Origin of the sequence: Kitasatospora sp. NPDC127121, assembly GCF_042677305.1 — a bacterium.
In the GTDB taxonomy this organism is placed as follows: domain Bacteria; phylum Actinomycetota; class Actinomycetes; order Streptomycetales; family Streptomycetaceae; genus Kitasatospora.
The window spans coordinates 1-20,249 of sequence record NZ_JBHXTQ010000004.1; the positions used below are offsets into that span (position 1 = coordinate 1).

General features: G+C 73.7%; 18 protein-coding genes, 1 tRNA gene and 1 other RNA gene. 13 read left to right on the forward strand and 7 right to left on the reverse strand.

The annotated features are described in order from the left end of the window. Window positions 1–111: 111 nt before the first annotated feature. Complete coding sequence (locus ACFVHI_RS04115) at window positions 112–864, reverse strand: TetR/AcrR family transcriptional regulator C-terminal domain-containing protein (protein WP_063348641.1); 753 nt, start codon at window positions 862–864, stop codon at window positions 112–114. Between the two features lie 233 nt (window positions 865–1,097). Here ACFVHI_RS04115 and ACFVHI_RS04120 point away from each other — a divergent pair, with 233 nt between their 5' ends. Next, entirely contained in the window at window positions 1,098–2,624 is a 1,527-nt protein-coding gene (locus ACFVHI_RS04120) for an MFS transporter (protein ID WP_380335542.1), read from the forward strand. A gap of 149 nt (window positions 2,625–2,773) precedes the next feature. Beyond that, entirely contained in the window at window positions 2,774–3,481 is a 708-nt protein-coding gene (locus ACFVHI_RS04125; protein ID WP_380335545.1) for a helix-turn-helix domain-containing protein, read from the forward strand. A gap of 1 nt (window position 3,482) precedes the next feature. Here the strand turns inward: ACFVHI_RS04125 and ACFVHI_RS04130 are convergent, their stop codons facing one another. Beyond that, entirely contained in the window at window positions 3,483–3,899 is a 417-nt protein-coding gene (locus tag ACFVHI_RS04130; RefSeq protein WP_380335548.1) for a VOC family protein, read from the reverse strand. 182 nt (window positions 3,900–4,081) lie between these two features. Here ACFVHI_RS04130 and ACFVHI_RS04135 point away from each other — a divergent pair, with 182 nt between their 5' ends. After that, window positions 4,082–5,041, forward strand: coding sequence for an aldo/keto reductase (locus ACFVHI_RS04135; protein ID WP_380335551.1), 960 nt, complete (start codon window positions 4,082–4,084; stop codon window positions 5,039–5,041). A 97-nt stretch (window positions 5,042–5,138) separates the two neighbouring features. Here ACFVHI_RS04135 and ACFVHI_RS04140 read toward each other — a convergent pair whose 3' ends face one another. From ACFVHI_RS04140 to ACFVHI_RS04150, 3 genes are all read right to left on the reverse strand, one after another. Then, window positions 5,139–5,630: a hypothetical protein gene (locus ACFVHI_RS04140; RefSeq protein WP_063348646.1), complete on the reverse strand. Its 492-nt coding sequence runs from the start codon at window positions 5,628–5,630 to the stop codon at window positions 5,139–5,141. Between the two features lie 247 nt (window positions 5,631–5,877). Beyond that, entirely contained in the window at window positions 5,878–7,008 is a 1,131-nt protein-coding gene (locus ACFVHI_RS04145; RefSeq protein WP_380335554.1) for a hypothetical protein, read from the reverse strand. Between the two features lie 116 nt (window positions 7,009–7,124). Next, window positions 7,125–7,209 (reverse strand) — tRNA-Ser (locus tag ACFVHI_RS04150). A 110-nt stretch (window positions 7,210–7,319) separates the two neighbouring features. Between ACFVHI_RS04150 and ffs the strand changes: the two genes are divergently transcribed. The 10 genes from ffs to ACFVHI_RS04200 all read left to right on the forward strand — a co-directional run bounded on the left by ffs (window position 7,320) and on the right by ACFVHI_RS04200 (window position 17,509). Continuing rightward, an RNA gene (ffs, locus tag ACFVHI_RS04155) (signal recognition particle sRNA small type) lies at window positions 7,320–7,410 on the forward strand. Window positions 7,411–7,500: 90 nt separating this feature from the next. Then, the gene (locus ACFVHI_RS04160) at window positions 7,501–9,738 is read left to right on the forward strand and encodes a DNA polymerase III subunit gamma and tau (RefSeq protein ID WP_380335556.1); all 2,238 of its coding nucleotides are present in this window, start codon (window positions 7,501–7,503) and stop codon (window positions 9,736–9,738) included. 121 nt (window positions 9,739–9,859) lie between these two features. Next, window positions 9,860–10,198 (forward strand): YbaB/EbfC family nucleoid-associated protein, encoded by a 339-nt coding sequence (locus ACFVHI_RS04165; protein WP_063348649.1) that lies wholly within the window; start codon window positions 9,860–9,862, stop codon window positions 10,196–10,198. A 181-nt stretch (window positions 10,199–10,379) separates the two neighbouring features. Next, window positions 10,380–10,979, forward strand: a complete 600-nt coding sequence (gene recR / locus ACFVHI_RS04170) for a recombination mediator RecR (RefSeq protein ID WP_063348650.1) — start codon at window positions 10,380–10,382, stop codon at window positions 10,977–10,979. Beyond that, a complete protein-coding gene (locus ACFVHI_RS04175; RefSeq protein ID WP_244293422.1) occupies window positions 10,972–11,721 on the forward strand; it encodes a DUF5063 domain-containing protein in 750 nt (249 codons plus the stop codon). The genes recR and ACFVHI_RS04175 overlap by 8 nt, the downstream gene beginning before the upstream one ends. Window positions 11,722–12,111: 390 nt before the next feature. Further along, complete coding sequence (locus tag ACFVHI_RS04180) at window positions 12,112–13,392, forward strand: aspartate kinase (protein ID WP_063348651.1); 1,281 nt, start codon at window positions 12,112–12,114, stop codon at window positions 13,390–13,392. Beyond that, the gene (locus ACFVHI_RS04185; protein WP_063348652.1) at window positions 13,389–14,468 is read left to right on the forward strand and encodes an aspartate-semialdehyde dehydrogenase; all 1,080 of its coding nucleotides are present in this window, start codon (window positions 13,389–13,391) and stop codon (window positions 14,466–14,468) included. The genes ACFVHI_RS04180 and ACFVHI_RS04185 overlap by 4 nt, the downstream gene beginning before the upstream one ends. 344 nt (window positions 14,469–14,812) lie before the next feature. Next, window positions 14,813–15,358, forward strand: coding sequence for a SigE family RNA polymerase sigma factor (locus ACFVHI_RS04190; RefSeq protein ID WP_380335561.1), 546 nt, complete (start codon window positions 14,813–14,815; stop codon window positions 15,356–15,358). Next, window positions 15,351–16,538 (forward strand): hypothetical protein, encoded by a 1,188-nt coding sequence (locus ACFVHI_RS04195; RefSeq protein ID WP_380335564.1) that lies wholly within the window; start codon window positions 15,351–15,353, stop codon window positions 16,536–16,538. Before ACFVHI_RS04190 ends, ACFVHI_RS04195 begins: the two co-directional genes overlap by 8 nt. 179 nt (window positions 16,539–16,717) lie before the next feature. Further along, complete coding sequence (locus tag ACFVHI_RS04200; RefSeq protein ID WP_063348655.1) at window positions 16,718–17,509, forward strand: SURF1 family protein; 792 nt, start codon at window positions 16,718–16,720, stop codon at window positions 17,507–17,509. Between the two features lie 67 nt (window positions 17,510–17,576). Here the strand turns inward: ACFVHI_RS04200 and ACFVHI_RS04205 are convergent, their stop codons facing one another. After that, a complete protein-coding gene (locus ACFVHI_RS04205; RefSeq protein WP_380335567.1) occupies window positions 17,577–18,161 on the reverse strand; it encodes a hypothetical protein in 585 nt (194 codons plus the stop codon). Beyond that, window positions 18,158–20,149, reverse strand: a complete 1,992-nt coding sequence (locus tag ACFVHI_RS04210) for a S9 family peptidase (RefSeq protein WP_380335570.1) — start codon at window positions 20,147–20,149, stop codon at window positions 18,158–18,160. Before ACFVHI_RS04210 ends, ACFVHI_RS04205 begins: the two co-directional genes overlap by 4 nt. Window positions 20,150–20,249: the final 100 nt, after the last annotated feature.

The window sequence follows — 20,249 nt, forward strand, 5'->3', positions numbered from 1 at the left end:
CCGCACCACCGACCAGCCGCCCCGGCGGCCCGGTCGGTGGTGCGGGCGGCGCGGTCGGTCCGGGGCCGGGCTACGTCGAGGCCCGGGCGCCGAGTCGGAAGTGACGCCCCGTCAACTGGCAGGCCGGGCCTGCCGAGTGGCCTCGATGCCGTCCAGGATCAGCCGGATGCCGTTGGTGAAGCCGCTGTCGCGGGAGCCGTCGGTCACCCCGTTGGCGTCGGTGGTGTAGAGGCGGTGCAGGCGCGGGAAGTCCCGGGTGGCCTCGATGATGGCGGGCAGGAGTTCGTCCATCCAGCCCTGTTCCTCCCGGCCGTGCCGGGCCAGTGCGCTCAGCCAGGAGGCCTCCACGCTGGCCGTCCCGATGACGTAGCCGAGCAGGGCCCTCATCGCGTCGCTGGCCTCCATCGGGGTGAAGCCGGCTGCCTCCAGGAAGGTGAGCAGGGCCTCGGAGAGGCGCATCCAGTTCGGCCCGAAGTAGACGAGCCCCAGGTCGCCGATCACCGACACCATCCACGGGTGGCGCAGGATGACCTGGCGCACGCTGCCCGCGCACTCGGCGACGGTGGCGCGCCAGTCCGCCGGGTTCGTGTCGGTGACCGCCGGGATCCAGATCTTGCCGAACACCTCGTCGACGGCCAGGGCGAGCAGTTCGTCCTTGTTGGCGACGTGGGTGTACATCGAGGTGGCGCCGGCGTTGAGGCGGGCGCCGAGCTTGCGCATGCTCAGGGCTTCGATGCCGTCGCTGTCCAGGATGGCGAGTGCCTCCGCGACGATCTGGGCCCGGCTGAGCGCCGGTTGCTCGCGCCGGGGGCGCTCGGGGCGGCTCCACGGTGTCCCGGGCGCGTCCTTCGACCTGGCCGGCATCCGGCCCTCCTCTCGGTCTTCGCCCGCCTGTGCTCGGCTCGGCTGCTCCGTTCAGCATAAGCCGCGCCGCACACCGTACGGCTTTGCGAACACTGTGCGGTCTACGTACAGTGTGTGGCATCCGCACAGTGTGCGGAGCGAGGTGCACCGCGGCCGTGGGGACGGACCGCGGTGCACCCGCGACGACTTCCGTCCGGCTACGGCCGGCGCGCTCACTTCGAAGGGGGACCGCGGTGGACCGACATCCGCGCCGCTGGCTCATCCTGGTCGTGCTCTGTCTCAGCAGCCTGGTGCTGGTGGTCGACAACATGGTGCTCACGGTGTCCATCCCGCAGATCGCGGCGGACCTCGGGGCCGGGGCCGAGGACATCCAGTGGATCATCGACTCGTACATCCTGGTCTTCGCCGGGCTGCTGCTCACCTCGGGCAGCCTCTCCGACCGGTTCGGCCGGCGGAAGATGATGATCATCGGGCTGGTGGTGTTCGGCGCCGCCTCCCTGGTCGCGGCCGTCGCCGACAGCCCCGGCCAGCTCATCGCCGGACGCGTGCTGATGGGCGTGGGCGGAGCCCTGGTCATGCCGAGCACGCTCTCCATCCTGATCACCGTCTTCGACGACGAGGAACGGCCCAAGGCGATCGCCGCGTGGAGCGCGGTGGCCATGATCGGCATGATCGGCGGGCCGGTGCTCGGCGGTGCGCTGATCGCGCACTTCTGGTGGGGCGCGGTCTTCCTGCTCAACGTGCCGGTCGCAGTGGTCGCCGTCATCGCGGCGGTCGTGCTGATGCCGGAGTCCAGAGGGCCGTGGCGCCGGCCCGACCTGCCCGGCATGGTGCTCTCGATGACCGGGATGACCGCGCTGGTCTGGTCGATCACCGTGCTGCCCCGGGACGGCATCACCAGCCCCGGCACGCTTGGCACGCTCGTCGTCGGGGTGCTCGCGCTGACCGGGTTCGCCGTCCGCCAGGTCCGGACCGACTCGCCGATGGTCCCGCTCAAGCTGTTCCGCAACCGGGTGTTCACCGGGGCCAGCTTCTCGCTCGTCCTGCTGACCTTCGCCACCGGCGGCCTGATGCTGGTCCTCACCCAGTACCTGCAGTTCGTGCTGAAGTTCTCGGCCACCGACACCGGCCTGGCGTTCCTCCCGCTGGCCGTCGCCTCGCTGGTGTTCAACGCCATCGGCGCCGTGCTCAGCAAGAAGGTCGCCCCGCGGGTGACGACCTCGGCCGGCATGCTGATCATCGCGGCCGGGTTCGGGCTGCTAGCCACGCTCTCGGTCGGCGACGGCTTCGCCAAGGTCGCCCTGGCCATGCTGGTGCTGGGCGCCGGCTCCGGCCTCGCGATGCCGGCCGCGTCCAACGCGCTGATGGGCGCGATCCCCGGCGAGCACGCCGGCGTCGGCTCCGCGCTCAACGACACCATCCAGCAGTCCGGTTCCGCGCTGGGCGTGGCCATCCTCGGCGCCGTCCTGTCCAGCACCTTCACCGGCTCGATGCCCACCGACACGCCCGCCGCCGGGAAGCACGCGATCACGGACGCGCTCGCCCTCGCCGCGAGCACCGGGGACGGCGGACTGGCCGCCGCCGCGCGCGACGCGTTCAACACCGCGGCCTCCGTCACCTTCACGGCGGGCGGGATCTCCGTCCTGGCGGCCGCGGGGCTGACCCTGGTGCTGATGCGGGACGGCCGGAAGACCGCTCCGGTGGAGGCGGGCCCGGTCGAGGGCGTGGCGGAGGCGGAGGTCGTCCAGCGGGTGGGCTGAGCCTGCCCTGCCCTGCCTGGCCCTGTCCTGTTCGGCCCTTTCCTGTCCGTCTCGGCCCCGTCCGCCTCGCGCGGCCGGGGCCGAGGGCGTGCCGCCGGCGTGTCGCCGACCCCCGGCGGCGCCCGGTGGCGGCGCGTAGCCTGGGCCTCATGTCCCCCGAGTACGCGGAGCGGGCGTCGAGGCTGCCGGGAGCGGTCGTGTGGAGGCGCCGGGCCGTCGGGAGCACGGGCGGCGGCGCGGCCGGGCTCGTCCTGCCCGACGGCTGCATGGACCTGCTCTGGACCGAGGGCCGGCTCCTCGTCGCCGGGCCGGACACCCGGGCCTTCCAGCTCGGACCGGGGCTGCGCGGCCCGTGGGCGGGCGTCCGCCTCCCGCCCGGCGCCGCCCCCGCCCTGCTGGGCGTGCCCGCACACGAACTGCGCGACCGGCGGGTCGACCTGGCCGACCTCCGCCCCGGAGCCGAGGTGCGCCGCCGCACCGGGCGCATCGACGCGGCGCCCGACCCGGCCGTGGCCCTGGAGGAGTTGGCGCTGCGCCTGGCGGCCGACGCGCGGCCGGTGGACCCGCTCGTCCGGGCGGTCGCCGATGCCCTGGCGGCCGGCCGTTCGGTCGCGGCGACCGCCGAGACGGTCGGCCTCGGCGCGCGGCAACTGCACCGCCGCTCGCTGACCGCCTTCGGCTACGGTCCCAAGACCCTGGCCCGGATCCTCCGCTTGCAGCGCGCCCTCGCGCTGGCCCGCTCCGGCGTGCCCCTCGCCGAGACGGCGGCCCGGACGGGCTACGCCGACCAGGCCCATCTGGCGCGCGACGTACGGGAGTTGGCGGGAATGCCGGCGACCGCCCTGCTGCCCCGTTGACTCAGTCCGCGGTGCCCGGCAGCGGCGCGAACAGGTCGACGCCGTTGCCGTCCGGGTCGTGCACCACGGCGTACCGCTGGCCCCAGAAGGCGTCCCACGGCTTCAACTCGCCGTGGTACCCGGCGCCGACCAGGTCCTCGTAGACCGCGTCCACCTGGGCGGGGTCGGCGCACCGGAACGCCAGTGCCGTCCGGCCGCCGCCCACCGGCGGACGCCAGTCCGGATGGAACGAGCGGATGGTGGACTCGGGGTCGAGGGCCAGGCGCAGCCCGCCCGGCAGCACGGCCTCGACGTGCGGCTCCTGCTCGGCCCCGTCGGGGAACGCGAGTCCGAGCCGCCGGTAGAAGGCGATCGAGGCGGCCAGGTCCGAGACGGCGAGGCCCACGACGGCGAACTGCGGTGCTGGTGTGCTGTTCATGCCCGTCACGGTAGGCGGCGCCCGGACACCCCGTCTTGAACGAATCGGACGGTCTCCCGGCTGGTCTGCGCATTGGCCGAGTCGGGCGCGGCCGGGGTGATGATTCTGGTGACCGGATCGCGGCGCGCCACGCCCCGATCGCGGCCCGCACCACCATTACCGACCCCTGGGAGGGATGACTGATGCTGTACCGCAGCCTCGGAGTTGACGGGCCGAAGGCCAGCGCGCTGTGCCTCGGCGCCATGACCTTCGGCACCACCGTGGACGAGCAGACCGCGACGGCGATCCTGGACCGGTTCACCGAGGCCGGCGGGACCTTCGTCGACACCTCGAACAACTACGCCTTCTGGGCCCCCGGCGGGACGGGGTACGAGAGCGAGGAACTGCTCGGCCGCTGGATCGCCCGCCGGCGCAACCGTGACGAACTGGTCCTCGCCACCAAGGCGGGAGCCCGCCCGGTGCCCGAACTCCCCTTCCCCGAACACATGGAGGGGCTGTCCGCCGCTGCGCTGCGCAACGCGGCCGAGGGCAGCCTGCGCCGGCTCGGCACCGACCGCGTGGACGTCTACTACGCCCACGTGACGGACCCGTCCACCCCGGTCGAGGAGACCCTCGGGGCCTTCGCCGAGCTGGTGGCCGACGGAAAGGTCGGCCGGCTCGGCTGCAGCAACCACAGCGCCGCGGACCTGGCTGCCGCCAACGAGCTTGCCGAGCAGCGGGGTTGGCCCGGCTACCGGTGCGTCCAGCAGCGCCACAGCTACCTCCGGCCACGGCCGGACGCGGACTTCGGCATCCAGAAGCACGCCGACGAGGAGCTGCTGTCGTACGTCGCGCAGCGGCCGGAGCTGCTGCTGCTGGCGTACTCCCCGCTGCTCGGCGGCGCGTACTGCCGGCCCGACCGGTCGCTGTCCGAGAAGTACCAGTGGCCGGTGGTGCAGGCCCAGTTGGCCGCCCTGGCCGAGGTGGCAAAGGAGACCGGGGCCACCGTCAACCAGGTGGTGCTCGCCTGGCTGCTGGGCCACCCGGTGCCGACGATCCCGGTCGTGGGCGCCAGCTCCGTCGCCCAGCTGGACGAGAGCCTGGCCGCCCTGGACCTGGTGCTCGACGAGGACCAGCGCCGGCGGCTGGACACCGCGGCCTGACCGCGGCGTCCAGCCCCGTCGGGCGGCCAGGCCGCAACCAACCCCCCTTGGCCGCCCGCGCCGTCCGTGCTGCCCGCCTCGAACCGGCTGCGCGCCGTCAGCCCTGGGCGCGGACCGCCCGCCACCGGTTGGCGGTGGTCTCGCTCACCGTGTAGAAGAACTCCGACTTGAACTCGGCCCCGTCACTGAGCGCCTCCACCCAGCTCATCGGCCAGTTCCGCCGGCCGTAGTGCTTGTGCACGACCCGGGTGAACGCGGACAGCACGCCGCGCAGCCGCTTCCGGTCCACATCGAGCAGCTCGACCAGGGACGTGTAACTCACCCGCTCGCCGGGCTGCTTCGCCAGGATGTCGAGCACCCCGGTCACCGCCTGTACCGAGTCCAGCGGATCGGCCGTCAGCCGGCGCAGATCCTGCACGGTCCACTCGACGAACGGCCACTCGCCGTCCTCCTGCGGCCCCCCCTCGGCCGCCGCCGCCACCGCGGCCCCCGCAGCGGCCCCCGAGAGCTCCGCGAGGAACGCGTACACCTGCGTGACGTACTGAGCCGGCACCGGCACCGAGATGAACTGCTGGCTGTCCTGCGTCATGTTTCTTCCCCTCCGACGTGTCGCCCGTCTGGCGGCAGGACAGATACTTGCACGCCATGTGTCCGGGTGTCCAGGTACTAACCTGGACTAATTCCGAGACTAAGGGTCGATTAGTCCCTCTCGCGGCGCAGCTCGGGAGGGCGGAAGTCACTTCCGGTACCGGCCGGCCAGTCGGGGCTGTGGAGCCGACGAAGACCCGGACCGCGTGAGGCGGCCCGGGCCTTCCGGCTGTCGCCGCCCGTTGCGGTCAGTGGAGGACGTTCAGGAAGTTGGCGGCGTCGTCGACGAAGTACACGGCGTCGTGGTCGAGGTCGACCGCGAGCCCGAACAGGGCGCCGGCGCCGGGCGGGGTGCCACTGCTGTCGAGCGTGCGGACGGCGACCTGGTCGCCGGCGGGGGTGGTCTCGACGAGGTTGCCGTCGCCGGAGTTCACCGTGAGGACGTCGCCGCCCGGGGCGACGGCCAGGCCGAGCGGCCCGTTGAGGTGGCCGCCGGTGCTGACGGTGGTGCCGGTGCCCGCGTCGGTAGTGCGGTGGACGGCGTCGGGGATCGCGGTGATCCGGTTGGCGAGGGTGTCCGCCACGTAGAGCGTGTCGTCGTGGCCCAGCCCGACGCCGGTCGGGCCGATCACCAGGGCGGCCTGGTCGGTCCGCTGGCCGAAGCCCGAGCCGATCCGGGTGGTCGCGAGCCGCTGTGGCGGCGCGTCGCCCTGCCGGCACAGGGTGATCCGCAGGACGGTGCCCTGGTCGACCTCGGCCCCGCCGCCCGCGACCGTGCCGTTCAGCACATTGGTCACGAACAGTTCGTCGCGGTCGTCGAAGCTGGCGGCCGTCATGTCCCACGGGCCGTTGATGCCGTCGCCGACGATCGTCTCGCGGACCGTCCCGTTGCTGTCCAGGACCAGCAGGCAGCCGGCCTGGACGGTGGCGGAGGTGCCGTCGGTGGTGGGCGTGCTGCCGACCACGACCCAGCCGCCCGGCAGAACGGTCAGCGCGGTCGAGAGCCCGACCCCGCCGGGGCAGGGCCCGGGCAGCTTCGCCGGGTCGATCCGGGCGAACTCGCCGACGGTGCCGTCCGGGCTGACCTGGACCAGGGTGGTCCCGGTGCCCTGCAGGTTCTGCCCGTTGTTGAAGTTGCTGATGAGGACGTTGCCGCGGCGCAGCTTGCCCATGCTGTGCTGGACCACGAACGTGCCGTACGGGTTCTGGTCCCCGTTCGCGGGCACGGTCGAGGCGACCGGTGACACGGTGTTCAGCGGCCCGAGGAACGGCGCCCGGCCGACGGCGCCACCCACCGCCGTGGCGCCGAACACCACCGCGGCGGCGGCGACCACGCCGACCCGCCCCCAGAACCTCGTGCGCGAAGAGTGAAGTCTCATAACTCAAAGTTATGCCGCAGCCGAACCGCCCAGCACGCGGAGTTCACCCAGCGGTGTCCCCGCACCGCGAAACGACGAAGGCCCGGACCGTCGGAACGGTCCGGGCCTTCTGCCGGCGGAGGATACGAGATTCGAACTCGTGAGGGGTTGCCCCCAACACGCTTTCCAAGCGTGCGCCCTAGGCCTCTAGGCGAATCCTCCGTGGGAGAGCTTAGTACATGTTCGGGGGTGGTCGCGACCAGCAATCCCGTAGGCGGGAGGGTGGGGTTGCCTGTGGATCGTGGGGGCTCGGATCCGGTAGTGTGGGGGTCAGCCCCTCGTGTGGCGTTATCTCTCTGAACCCCCCCAGGGCCGGAAGGCAGCAAGGGTAAGAGGGCTCTGGCGGGTGCACGGGGGGTCTTTGCGTTCCCGGGCGGTTGCCGGGGGCGCCGGGGGACGGTGGTGAGGCGAGGGGCGACGCGTTTGTCGGCGCGTCCCGATATCGTCGGGGGTGTGTCCCTAGCCCTGTACCGCCGCTACCGTCCCGAGACCTTCGCGGAGGTCATCGGGCAGGAGCACGTGACCGCTCCGCTCCAGCAGGCCCTGCGTAACAACAGGGTCAACCACGCGTACCTGTTCAGCGGGCCGCGCGGCTGCGGGAAGACGACGAGTGCGCGCATCCTGGCCCGCTGTCTGAACTGTGAGCAGGGGCCGACGCCGACGCCCTGCGGAGAGTGCCAGTCCTGTCGCGACCTCGCGACCGGCGGGCCCGGCTCGATCGACGTGATCGAGATCGACGCGGCCTCGCACGGTGGTGTGGACGACGCGCGCGAGCTGCGGGAGCGGGCGTTCTTCGCGCCGGTCCACAGCCGCTACAAGATCTTCATCCTGGACGAGGCGCACATGGTGACCTCGGCCGGGTTCAACGCGCTGCTCAAGGTGGTCGAGGAGCCTCCGGAGCACCTCAAGTTCATCTTCGCGACCACGGAGCCGGAGAAGGTGATCGGGACGATCCGGTCCCGGACGCACCACTACCCGTTCCGGCTGGTCCCGCCGGGCACGCTGCGCGACTACCTGGTGGAGGTCTGCGGCCGGGAGGGCATCCAGGTCGAGGACTCGGTGTTCCCGCTGGTGGTCCGGGCCGGGGCCGGGTCGGTGCGTGACTCGATGTCGGTCATGGACCAGCTGCTGGCCGGCGCCGCCGAGGGCGGCGTGACGTACCAGATGGCGACCTCGCTGCTCGGGTACACCGACTCGGCGCTGCTCGACGAGGTGGTGGACGCCTTCGGCGCGCACGACGGGGCGACGGTGTTCCAGGTGATCGACCGGGTGGTCGAGGGCGGGCACGATCCGCGCCGCTTCGTCGCCGACCTGCTGGAGCGGCTGCGTGACCTGGTGATCCTGGCCACCGTGCCGGAGGCGGGGGAGAAGGGGCTGATCGACGCCCCGGCGGACCGGGTCGCGATCATGCAGGCGCAGGCGGACGCGTTCGGTTCGGCGGAGCTGAGCCGGGCGGCGGACATCGTCAACACCGGGCTGACCGAGATGCGCGGCAACGCGGCGCCGAGGCTGCAGCTGGAGCTGATCTGCGCCCGGGTGATGCTGCCGGGTGCCTACAGCGACGAGCTGTCGTTGCAGGCGCGGCTGGACAAGCTGGAGCGCCGGGCGGCGGCGGGCGGGTTCGCCGCGCCGATGGCGGTGGGGGCGCCGGTGGCGGCGACCATGGCCGCGCCCGTTCCGGCGACGGCGCCGGTGGCGGTGCCGGTGCCGGTGCCGGTAGTGGAGACCGCCCCGGTGCAGGCCGCGCCGGTGGCGGCGGCCCCTGCGGCAGCCCCTGCACCGGCAGCACCGGCAGCACCGGCAGCACCGGCCGCACCGATCGCACCGGCAGCCCCCGCGGCGCCCGCCGGGCCCGCGCCGGGTGCCTGGCCGATCCCGCGCAGCTTCCCGCCGGCGGGCGGCGCCCCGGCCGCGGCCCCCACGCCGCAGCCGCCGGCCCAGGCCGCCGAGGCCGTAGAGGCCACCCCGGCCCCGATGTCCGCCCCCGCCCCCGTTCCTGCCCCCGCGGCGCCCGCGCCCGCCCCGGCCGGGCAGCCCGCCGGGCCGGCTTCGGCCGCCGCGCAGCAGGGCGCGGCGCAGGTCCGGCAGCTGTGGCCGCAGATTCTGGAGGCGGTGAAGAACCGCCGCCGCTTCACCTGGATCCTGCTCAGCCAGAACGGCCAGGTGGCCGGGTTCGACGGCAGCGTGCTCCAGGTGTCCTTCATCAACGCGGGCGCCCGGGACAGCTTCGTCGGCAGCAACAGCGACGACGTGCTGCGCCAGGCGCTGACGGACGCGCTGGGTGTGGACTGGCGGATCGAGTGCATCGTCGACCCGTCCGGGGGCGGTTCCCTCGGCGGCGGTACGGCCGTCGGCGGCGGTGGTCTGGGCGGTGCCGCCCCGAGCGGTGGCGGCTGGGGGGCCCCGGCCCGTCCGGCGGCCGCCGCGCCGTCGGCTCCGGCTCCGGTGCCCGCGCCGGTCCGGTCGCAGCCGTCCCCGCAGGCGCAGGCCGCCCCGGCGCCCGCGCCGGTCCAGGCCCCGCCGCCGGTGGCCGCGCCGCCGGCCCGTCCGGTGCGCGCGGTGGCGCCGGAGGACGACGTCCCGGAGGAGGACGACCCGGACCTCAACGAGGAGGCGTTCTCCGGTCAGGAGCTGATCATCCGGGAGCTGGGCGCGACGGTTCTGGAGGAGATCCACCACCGCGGCAACTGAGCGACGGCCCGCCCCGGCAGCACGTAGGCTCGGCCGTGACGACGCGAGCGGGACTGCAAGCGGACGTGACCGCAGGCAGGACGGCGACGCAGGACAGCAAGCACGAAGCGAGGAGTGAGCCGTGTTCCCCGGTGGTGGCCAGCCCAACATGCAGCAGCTGCTGAAGCAGGCGCAGAAGATGCAGCAGGATCTCGCGCAGGCGCAGCAGGAGCTGGCGGAGACGAAGGTGAGCGGTTCGGCGGGCGGTGGCCTGGTCGAGGCCACGGTGACCGGTGCCGGTGAGCTGGTGGCGCTGACCATCGCCCCGGCGGCCGTCGACCCGGAGGACACCGAGACCCTGGCCGACCTGGTCCTGGCGGCCGTGCGGGACGCCAACCAGTCGGCGCAGAAGATGCAGGCCGAGCGCATGGGCCCGCTGACCCAGGGCCTGGGCGGGGGCATCCCCGGTCTGCCGTTCTGACCTGGGGGAGCCTCTGGACAGGGGTTTCGACCAGGCAGGTCTGAGGTCCTGAAGTTCTGAAGTTCAGACAACGGACCCATGTGATTTATGTGGGAGTCGGGCGTCGGGCGGTGTGTCCGACGCCCGATTCGTTGGATGATGGCACCGGAGCACCACCGACCATCCGAGGGAAGGCGCGACGTTGTACGAGGGCGTGGTTCAGGACCTGATCGACGAACTGGGCAGGCTGCCCGGCGTCGGGCCCAAGAGCGCCCAGCGGATCGCCTTCCACATCCTGCAGTCCGACCCGACCGACGTGCGCCGTCTCGCGCACGCGTTGCTGGAGGTCAAGGACAAGGTCCGCTTCTGCGCGGTCTGCGGCAACGTCGCAGAGGCCGAGCAGTGCCGGGTCTGCCTGGACCCGCGCCGCGACCTCGGCGTCATCTGCGTGGTCGAGGAGTCCAAGGACGTCGTCGCCATCGAGCGCACCCGCGAGTTCCGCGGCCGCTACCACGTGCTGGGCGGCGCGATCAGCCCCATCGAGGGCGTCGGCCCGGACGACCTGCGGATCCGCGAGCTGCTGGCGCGCCTCGCGGACGGCACGGTCACCGAGCTGATCCTGGCCACCGACCCCAACCTGGAGGGGGAGGCGACCGCCACCTATCTGGCCCGGCTCTGCAAGCCGATGGGCCTGAGGGTGACCCGGCTGGCGAGCGGCCTGCCCGTCGGCGGGGATCTGGAGTACGCGGACGAGGTCACCCTCGGTCGTGCCTTCGAAGGGAGACGACTGCTCGATGTCTGACCGGACGCTCAACCAGCAGCCCCACACGCCCCACCAGCCGTCCCACGGGCAGGCCCACCAGCCGGCCCCCGGACAGCCGCACGGGGAGCCGCAGAGCCACCCCCCGCACATCCATGCGCACGGTTCGGAGCCGGACGACTTCGCCGTGCAGATCGCCGACTCGGTGGAGAGCTTCGTGCTCGCCGTCACCGAGGTCGCCAAGGGCGACGAGCCGGGCAGCGCGGTCTCGCTGCTGCTCCTGGAGGTCTCGCAGCTGCTGCTGGCCGGTGGCCGACTGGGCGCCATCGAGGACGTCGTCCCGGAGGACCGCTTCGAGCCCGACGCCGGGCCGGAGCCGGACGGCGAGCAGCTGCGCGAGCGGCTGGCCGAGCTGCTCGCGCCGATCGACGTCTACCACGAGGTCTTCGACCCGTACGGTCCGCCGGAGAAGCCGAACGCCTTCCGGATCTCGGACGACCTGGCCGGCGTGGTCGGCGAGCTGCAGCACGGGCTGACCCACTACCGCGAGGGCCGGGTCAGCGAGGCGCTGTGGTGGTGGCAGTTCTCGTACCTCTCCAACTGGGGCACGACCTGCACGGCGGTGCTGCGGGCGCTGCAGTCGCTGATCGCGCACGTCCGGCTGGACAGTCCGATCGGCGCGGTGCCGGACGGCGCCGACACCGACGACGACGGGCTCACCGACGAGCAGCTGGAGCAGCAGGCCGGCGACCTGATGGCGGCCGAGCTGGGCCTCGGGCGGTAGCACCGCCCTCCGGTGCCCGTGCCCTTCCGGCACGTCCGTGCGATTCCGGCACGCCTGAACGTCGCCCCGGCGCGCGCCGGTTTTCGGTGCACCCCCGGCGGTCATCGGCTGATTGTGACGAATGCCTCAGCATTCCGCGCGGAAAAGAAATCCCGACGGATCGCCGTCCGTTGATCCGCCGATTCTTCGGGGCGGTGGCGAATTGCCCGCAGACCTGCCGGTGGTGCCGCCCGTTTCGCCGACCACCTGCTGAAACGGGCGTCTCATCATATGGAAAGCGCCGGTTGTGGCACCCCTGCTCGGTAGACTGGCGCCGACCGCACAGCCCCTTTTCCCCGGGGGTGCGGGGGCCTGGTGCCCCCGGAAGACGACACAAGTCGAGGAGCGCACGTGGGCCTTGTCGTGCAGAAGTACGGCGGCTCATCCGTTGCGGATGCCGAAGGCATCAAGCGCGTTGCCCGCCGAATCGTTGACGCCAAGAAGGCCGGCCATGAGGTCGTCGTCGTGGTGTCCGCAATGGGCGACACGACGGACGAGCTCATCGAACTCGCGGAGCAGGTGTCACCGCTTCCTGCCGGCCGTGAGTTCGACATGCTGCTGACCGCTGGAGAGCGCATCTCCATGGCGCTGCTGGCCATGGCGATCAAATCGCTGGGGCACGAGGCGCAGTCCTTCACGGGCAGCCAGGCCGGCGTCATCACCGACTCCGTCCACAACAAGGCGCGCATCATCGACGTGACGCCTGGTCGCATCCGCACCGCCCTGGACGAGGGCAACATCGCGATCGTGGCCGGCTTCCAGGGCGTGTCGCAGACCAGCAAGGACATCACCACGCTGGGCCGCGGCGGCTCGGACACCACCGCCGTCGCCCTCGCCGCCGCGCTCAAGGCCGAGGTCTGCGAGATCTACACCGACGTGGACGGCGTGTTCACCGCCGACCCACGCGTGGTGGCGAAGGCCCGCAAGATCGACTGGATCGCGTACGAGGACATGCTGGAGCTGGCGTCGTCCGGCTCCAAGGTGCTGCTCGACCGCTGCGTGGAGTACGCCCGGCGCTACAACATCCCGATTCACGTACGCTCGTCCTTCTCGGGTCTTCCCGGGACGATCGTCAGCAACGAGAACCCGCACAAGCCCGAAGGGGGCGAGATGGAGCAGGCCATCATCTCCGGAGTCGCCCACGACACGTCCGAGGCCAAGGTCACGGTCGTCGGCGTGCCCGACAAGCCGGGCGAGGCGGCCCGGATCTTCCGCGCCATCGCGGATGCCGAGGTCAACATCGACATGGTGGTGCAGAACGTCTCCGCCGCGTCGACCGGGCTGACCGACATCTCCTTCACCCTGCCCAAGGCGGAGGGCCAGAAGGCCATCGACGCGCTCGGCCGGGTCAAGGAGGGCATCGGCTACGAGTCGCTGCGCTACGACGACGCGATCGGCAAGATCTCCCTGGTCGGCGCGGGCATGCGCTCCAACCCGGGCGTCACCGCCGCCTTCTTCGAGGCGCTGTCCGCCGCGGGCGTCAACATCGAGCTGATCTCCACCTCGGAGATCCGCATCTCGGTCGTCACCCGCGCCGAGGACGTGCCGGAGGCCGTCCGCGCCGTGCACAGCGCCTTCGGACTGGACAGCGAGACGGACGAGGCCGTCGTCTACGGAGGCACCGGGCGATGACCCGGCGGCCGAACCTCGCCGTCGTCGGCGCCACCGGCGCGGTCGGCGAGGTGCTGCTCGGCCTGCTCTCCCTGCGCCAGGACGTCTGGGGCGAGATCCGACTCGTCGCCTCCCCGCGTTCGGCCGGCCGCAAGCCGGTCGTGCGCGGGGTGCCGGTCGAGGTCGTCCCGCTGGCCGAGGAGGCCTTCGAGGGGATCGACGTCGCCGTGTTCGCCGTCCCCGACGAGGTCTCCGCCCAGTGGGCGCCGATCGCGGCCGCCAAGGGCGTCGTGGTGGTCGACGACTCCGCCGCCTTCCGTACCGCCGAGGACGTGCCGCTGGTCGTCCCCGAGGTCAACGCGGCCGCGCTGCGGCTGCGCGCCCGCGGCATCGTCGCCAGCCCGGCCAGCACCACCCTCGCGATGATCGCGGCCCTCGGCGCCCTGCACGCCGAGTACGGGCTCGCCCAACTCGTCGTCGCCTCCTACCAGGCCGCCTCCGGCGAAGGCCGGATCGGCGAGGCGGCGCTGCGCGAGCAGACCGCCCTGGTGGCCGGCACCGAGGTCGGCCGACAGGCCGGCGACCTGCGCGCGGTGATCGCCGACCACGGGCCGTTCGCCGCCCCGCTCGCGCTCAACGCGGTGCCCTGGACCGGCTCCCTGGTGGACGGTGGCTGGTCCTCCGAGGAGGTCGGCATCCGCGCCGAGGCCCGCAAGATCCTCGGCCTGCCCGCCCTCAAGGTCTCCGCGACCTGCGTCCGCATCCCGGTCGTCCGCACCCACGCGCTGGCCGTGCACGCGCTCTTCGAACGCGAGGTCACCCAGGAGCACGCGCAGCAGATCCTCCGCGACGCCCCCGGGGTCGTGCTGTACGACGACCCGGCGGCCGGCGAGTTCCCCACGCCGAACGACGTGGTCGGGACGGACCCGGTCTGGGTCGGGCGGGTGCGCCGGGCCCTCGACGAGCCGGCCGCGCTCGACCTCTTCCTCTGCGGCGACAACCTGCGCAAGGGCGCGGCGCTCAACCTGCTGCAGATCGCGGAACTGGTGGCCGGTGAGCTGACGGTGACACAGGAAGGCGCGCCGGAAGAGGCGTAGGAGGAAGCACAGGGGGAGGCCCGGGAAGAGGCCTGGCAGGAGGCCCGGGAGAGACCCTGGAAGGCCTGGAGCCGCCCGCTCCCGGGCCCGTCCGGCCCCCGATCCGGGGAGGGCGTGTCCGCTCCTCGACACAATCTGTCCGGAATCCCGATGGAATCCCCTGGAGGCCTCTTCCGCCGATGCGGAAGAATGGCCCCCGGGCTGGGCAACCATGACAGGGGATCGAGTGTCCAACGGGCGTGGCGAACGTGATGGTGGGAGCAGGGGCGGGCATCCCGGCGAGATCCGTGGTGGCCTTCCCCTCGCGCGCCCCGTGGCCGGCGAGTAGGCCGGAAGACGACCAGATGACCGCGGTCGCACCCGGTGCGGCGGGCTCCGGTGCCGGTACCGACGCGGGTACCAGCGAGGACCTGCTCACCGAGACCTACCAGGCCCACTACGGCTCCCTGCTGCGGCTCGCCGCGCTGCTCCTGGACGACCTCTCGACCTGCGAGGACGTCGTCCAGGAGGCGTTCATCCGGGTGCACGCCGCCCGGCGCCGGGTCCGCGAGCCCGAGAAGACCCTGGCCTACCTGCGGCAGACCGTCGTCAACCTGTCCCGCTCGACCCTGCGCCGACGGATCCTCGGCCTGCGCCTGCTGCCCAAGCCCATGCCTGACATGGCCAGTGCAGAAGAAGGCGCTTACGATGCGCTGGAGCGCGACCAGTTGAAGGCCGCGCTGCGTAATCTGCAACGCCGTCAGCGGGAGGTTCTGGTGCTGCGTTACTTCGTGGACATGACGGAGGCGCAGGTCGCCGAGACCCTCGGCATCTCGCTCGGATCGGTGAAGGCCTACGGCTCGCGCGGACTCGCCGCCCTGCGCACCCAGATGGAGGCCGGACATGGCTGACGGCGCCGGGCGGCGACCCTCGGGCGGTGAGGGCGACGGGCTCTCCGCCGAGGAACGCAGCGTCCGCGACCTGATGCGCGGCGCCGTCGCCGGCATCCAGCCCGAACCCGGCGGCCTGCCGCGGATCCGGTACGCCGTACCCCGCCGCCGGGCCGCCCGGCGCGGAGCCTGGACCGGCGCCGCCGCCCTCGCCGTCGCCGTCGCCGTCGCCCTGCCCGCCCTGCACGACGGGGAGCACCTCGGACTGTCCGGCGGCCCCGGCTCGGCCGCCGCCAGCAGCCCGGCCGCCGCCGCCCCGACCGGCACCAGGACCGGCAGCGCCCCCGGCACCGGCACACCTTCGCGGCCCGGCCCCAGCGGCACCGGCGACACCGCGTCGCCCTCCGGCACCCCCACCGCCTCACCCAGCCCCGGCGCCAGCACCACCCGCGCCGACGGCACCACCGCCCCGCCCGCCCCCGCCGCCAGCACCGGCGACAGCCCGATCACCCCGCTCTGCACCCGGGCCGACCTCGGCCAGGGCGGCGCACAGGTCGGCCCGGCCGCCGCCGACGGCCGGATCCACGGCTCGTTCACCGTGTACAACGTCTCCGGCCGCAGCTGCCGGCTCGGCGGCCCCGGCGCCGTCGCCGTCACGGCGGTGAGCGGCACCGACCGCAGCCGCGTGCGCACCGCCGACCATGCCGCCGGCGACCCGGCCGGCGACCTGCCCGCGATGGACGCGGAGCCCCCCGTCCTCGCCCCGCAGGCCGGCTACCGGGTGCCGTTCGCCTGGGTCCCCGACCGGACCTGCCCCACCCCCGGCGCCAGCACCGCCAGCACCGGGCCCACCAGCCAGGGCGGCGCCAACCCGGCCGTCGGCGCCTCCCAGGCCCCCGCCGCCGCCACCGGTGCCGCCCCGGCGGCCTCGGACGCCTCGGCGGCCCCCAGCACCAACCCCCAGGCCAGCTCGTCCCCCAGCGCCGGGCCCACCAACGCCCCCAGCTCCACCCCCACCCCGACCGGCAGCCTCACCACCGCGCCGGCCACCGCGACCATCGCCCACACCCCCGCCCCCGGCAGCCCTGCCGTTGCCACCGCCACCTTCGCCGTGGCCTGCGGCGGCACCCTCTACCGCGGTGGCGTCCAGGCGGTGGGCGCATCGGCGCCGCAGCCGTCGGACACGCCCCCGGCGGGCTGACGGGCTTCGCGCTCCGGCGGTGGTCGGGGCGGGCTGTCGGCGGGCGGTCGGGGTCGGGCGGTCGGGGTCGGGCGGTCGGGGTCGGACGGGCGACCAGCCGGGCCGTCGGGGCCGATGGCGGACCCCTATGGCGGACCCCTGCGGCCGGGACGGGTGTGAGGAGTGGTTACCGTGGGGGTGTGTACCGGTTCCTCCTGACTCCGCGCTGGCTCGGCGGCACCGCGCTGGCCGTCGCGGCCGTGGCGGTGTGCGTCTGGCTGGGCTCCTGGCAGCTCGGCCGGTTCGAGGACCGGTTCTCGTCGCACCAGGAGACCAAGCAGACCGTCACCGCTTCGAGTGATGTGCGGCCGATCGACGACCTGCTCAACCAGGCCACCCCGCAGGTGACCACCGAGACCGTCGGCAAGCCCGTCACCGTGACCGGCAGCTACGACGCGGAGCACCAGCTCCTCGTCCCGAACCGGGTGGTCGACGGCAAGCAGGGCTACTACGTGCTCACCCCGCTGCGCACCGCCGACGGCCGGTTCGCCGCCGTGGTCCGCGGCTGGGCGCCCGGCGCGCCCGCCGAGGGCGCGTCCGTGGCCGCGCCGCCGCCTCCCGGCCAGGTGACCGTCACCGGGCGGTTGCAGGCCGGTGAGTCCAGTGGCAGCAACGGCGCCGTGGCGGGCGGTCTGCCGGCCGGTCAGCTCGGCACGGTCAACCGGGCGGCGCTGCTCAACGCGCTCGCGTACGACGGCTGGTACGACGGCTGGGTGGCCGCCGACGCGGTGTCGGCCGGGCTGACCCCGGTGCCGACGGTCCAGCCGCAGGGCGGCGACGGGCTCACCCTGCGGGCGTTCCAGAACCTCGGCTACACCCTGGAGTGGTTCGTCTTCGGGGGCTTCGTCATCTTCATGTGGTTCCGCTTGGTGCGCCGCGAGGGGGAGGCGGAGCAGGACCGGGCCCTCGGACTGGACCCGGTCCTCGACTGACCTCCGCGGTTCGGCGCCCCTGCTCGGCCCGCCCTTGCTCGGCCCGCCCCCGCTCGGCCGGCCCGCCTCAGCGGGTTGGCTTGCCGGGAACGGACGGGGCGGACGGGGCGGACGGCAGGGCCGGGACGACCGGTGCGGTCGTCGGCTTTCCGGGCGCCGTCGGGGAGGACGGTGCTGGCGTCGGCGACCCGGTGAACGCAGGCTCGTCGTGGCACCGGCCGTGGCCGCCGCTCGCGTCGTCGTTCGAGTCGTAGTGGTCGATGTGGTGGTGCACGGTGCGCCCGGTCTTCGTCCCCTTGGAGCCGGAGCCCTTGGAGCCGGAGCCCTTCGACCCGGACGAGCCCTTCGACCCGCTGGATCCCTTGGCGAGCTGGACCGCGTCCTCGCCCGCCGCAGGCGCGTACGCCGCTCGGGCGACGGCGGCCCCCGGCCCAGCTGCGCTCGGCCCCGCCGCGCTCGCGCGGGTCGCGGTGGCGGCCGGTGCGGTTGGTGCGGCTGCTGGGGTCGGCGCGGCCGTGGTCGGCGTGGGGCTGGGCACCGCGGGGCCGGCCGGGGGCGGGCAGGCGGCCTCGGCGCCGTGCCCGCCCGAGCAGCCGGTGAGCACCAGGGCCCCGGCCACCGCCACTCCCGCGAGCGTCAGCAGACGCCTCACACCGTCTCCCCGTCGCCGGCCCTGTCGTCAGCCCCGGTCCCGGTTCCGGCCTCGGTTCCGGTCCCGGCCTCCGACGCCGCGGCGAGGTGCCGTCGGACGAAGTCGATCTCCAGCCGCAGCTGCTTGATCCGCTCCTCCACCACCAGCGACCCGTGCCCGGCGTCGTACCGGTAGACCTCGTGCGGCTTGCCCGACTGCTCCAGCCGCTCGACGTAGTTCTCGATCTGCCGGATCGGGCAGCGCGGGTCGTTGACCCCGGCGCTGATGTAGACCGGCACCCGCACCTGCTCGACGTAGCTGAGCGGCGAGGAGGCGGTGAAGCGCTCCGGGACCTCCTCCGGGGTGCCGCCGAAGAGGGTGCGGTCCAGCGACTTGAGCGCCTCCATCTCGTCGGCGTACGCGGTGTGGTAATCCGCGACGGGCACGGCGGCGACGCCCAGCGTCCAGCTGTCCGGCTGGACACCGATGCCCAGCAGGGTCAGGTAGCCGCCCCAGCTGCCACCGGTGAGCACCAGCCGGCGCGGGTCGGCGAGGCCGCCGGCGACCGCCCACTCCCGGACGGCCGCGATGTCCTCCAGCTCGATCAGGCCGACCCGCTCGTGCAGGGCGTCGGTCCAGGCCTGGCCGTAGCCGGTGGAGCCGCGGTAGTTGACCCGGACCACCGCGAAGCCGTGGTCCAGCCAGGCGGCCGGGCCGGCGGCGAAGGAGTCGCTGTCGTGGTGGGTGGGGCCGCCGTGGATCTCGAACACGGTCGGGAAGGGGCCCTCGCCCGCCCCGGCCGGACGCTGCACCAGGGCGTGCACCCGCCCGCCGGGCCCGTCCACCCAGACGTCCTCGACCGGGACGGAGCCGGGCGGCACCGCGCCGGGCGCCCGCAGCACGACCGTCCCGGCGGTGGAGCGGACGGCGGAGGGCTCGGCGGCGGAGGACCACAGGTACTCGACGGTGCCGTCCGGACGGGCGGTGGCGCCGCCGACGGTGCCGCGCGGGGTGTCCAGCCGGGTCAGCCGACCGTCGGCGAGCGTGTACGAGAACAGTTCGCTGCGCGCCTCGTACTCGTGCTCGACGAGCAGCGCCTCGGCGCCGGGGCACCACTGCGCGGAGACGTCGCCGGGCAGCTCGCGCCCCTGCTCGTCGCGCAGCGGCAGCGCGGTCTCGGCGCCGGTGACGACGTCCCAGATCATCGGCTCCCAGCGGCCGGTGCGCTGGTGGGCCACCAGCAACCGGGTGTCGCCGTCGACCGGGGCGAAGCCGAGGCAGGCGACGCCGCGCGGCTCGTCCCGGCCGGTCACCTCGTCGAGTTCGGCGACGGTTTCGACGGTTTCGACGGTTTCGGCGGGCTCTACGGGCGCTACGGGCTTGCCGCTCGTGCCGCTCGTGCCGCTCGTGCCGTCGGAGAGGCGGACGATCCGGATCGCGGAGTGCATCGCGTCGCCGTGCTCGGTGTGGTCGATGGCGAGCAGCGTGCCGTCGTAGCTGAGGTCGCCGACGCCGCCGTACTCCGCGTGCCGGTAGATCTCGACGGCCTCGACCGCGCCGGGGCGGCGCAGGTGCAGGGTGGTGCCGTCCTCGTCGGTGGAACGTCCGACGACCACCGTGCCGTCGCGGCCGAGCGCCAGGCCGGCCGAGTAGGAGGGGGCGAGGCCGGGCACGGCCTCCTCGTCGGTGGTGCCGGCGCTGCGGTCCGCGGGCCCGCCGGCGAAGGGCTGGCGGCGCCAGACGCCGAACTCGTCGCCGTCGTGGTCGTCGAACCACCACACCCAGGAGCCGTCGGGGGACAGCTCGGCGTCGGTGGTGCCGTTCGGCCGGTCGGTGACCTGCCGGTGGGTGCCGGTGACCCGGTCCCAGGCGTAGACCTCGTAGGTGCCGGTCGCGTTGGACACGTACAGCGCCCGGTCGGGGGCGTCCTCGGCCCAGTCGGGGAGTGACACCCGTGCTGCCCTGAACCGCTGCTCCCACGCCGGTACGGCGCTCTTCTCCTCGCTCATCCGACCATCCAACCCGATCGGGGGGACAGAACGGAACGGGCGGGGGACGGAACGGGGCGGGGGGGGGGGCGCCGCGCCCCCCCCCCCCCCCCACGCCCCC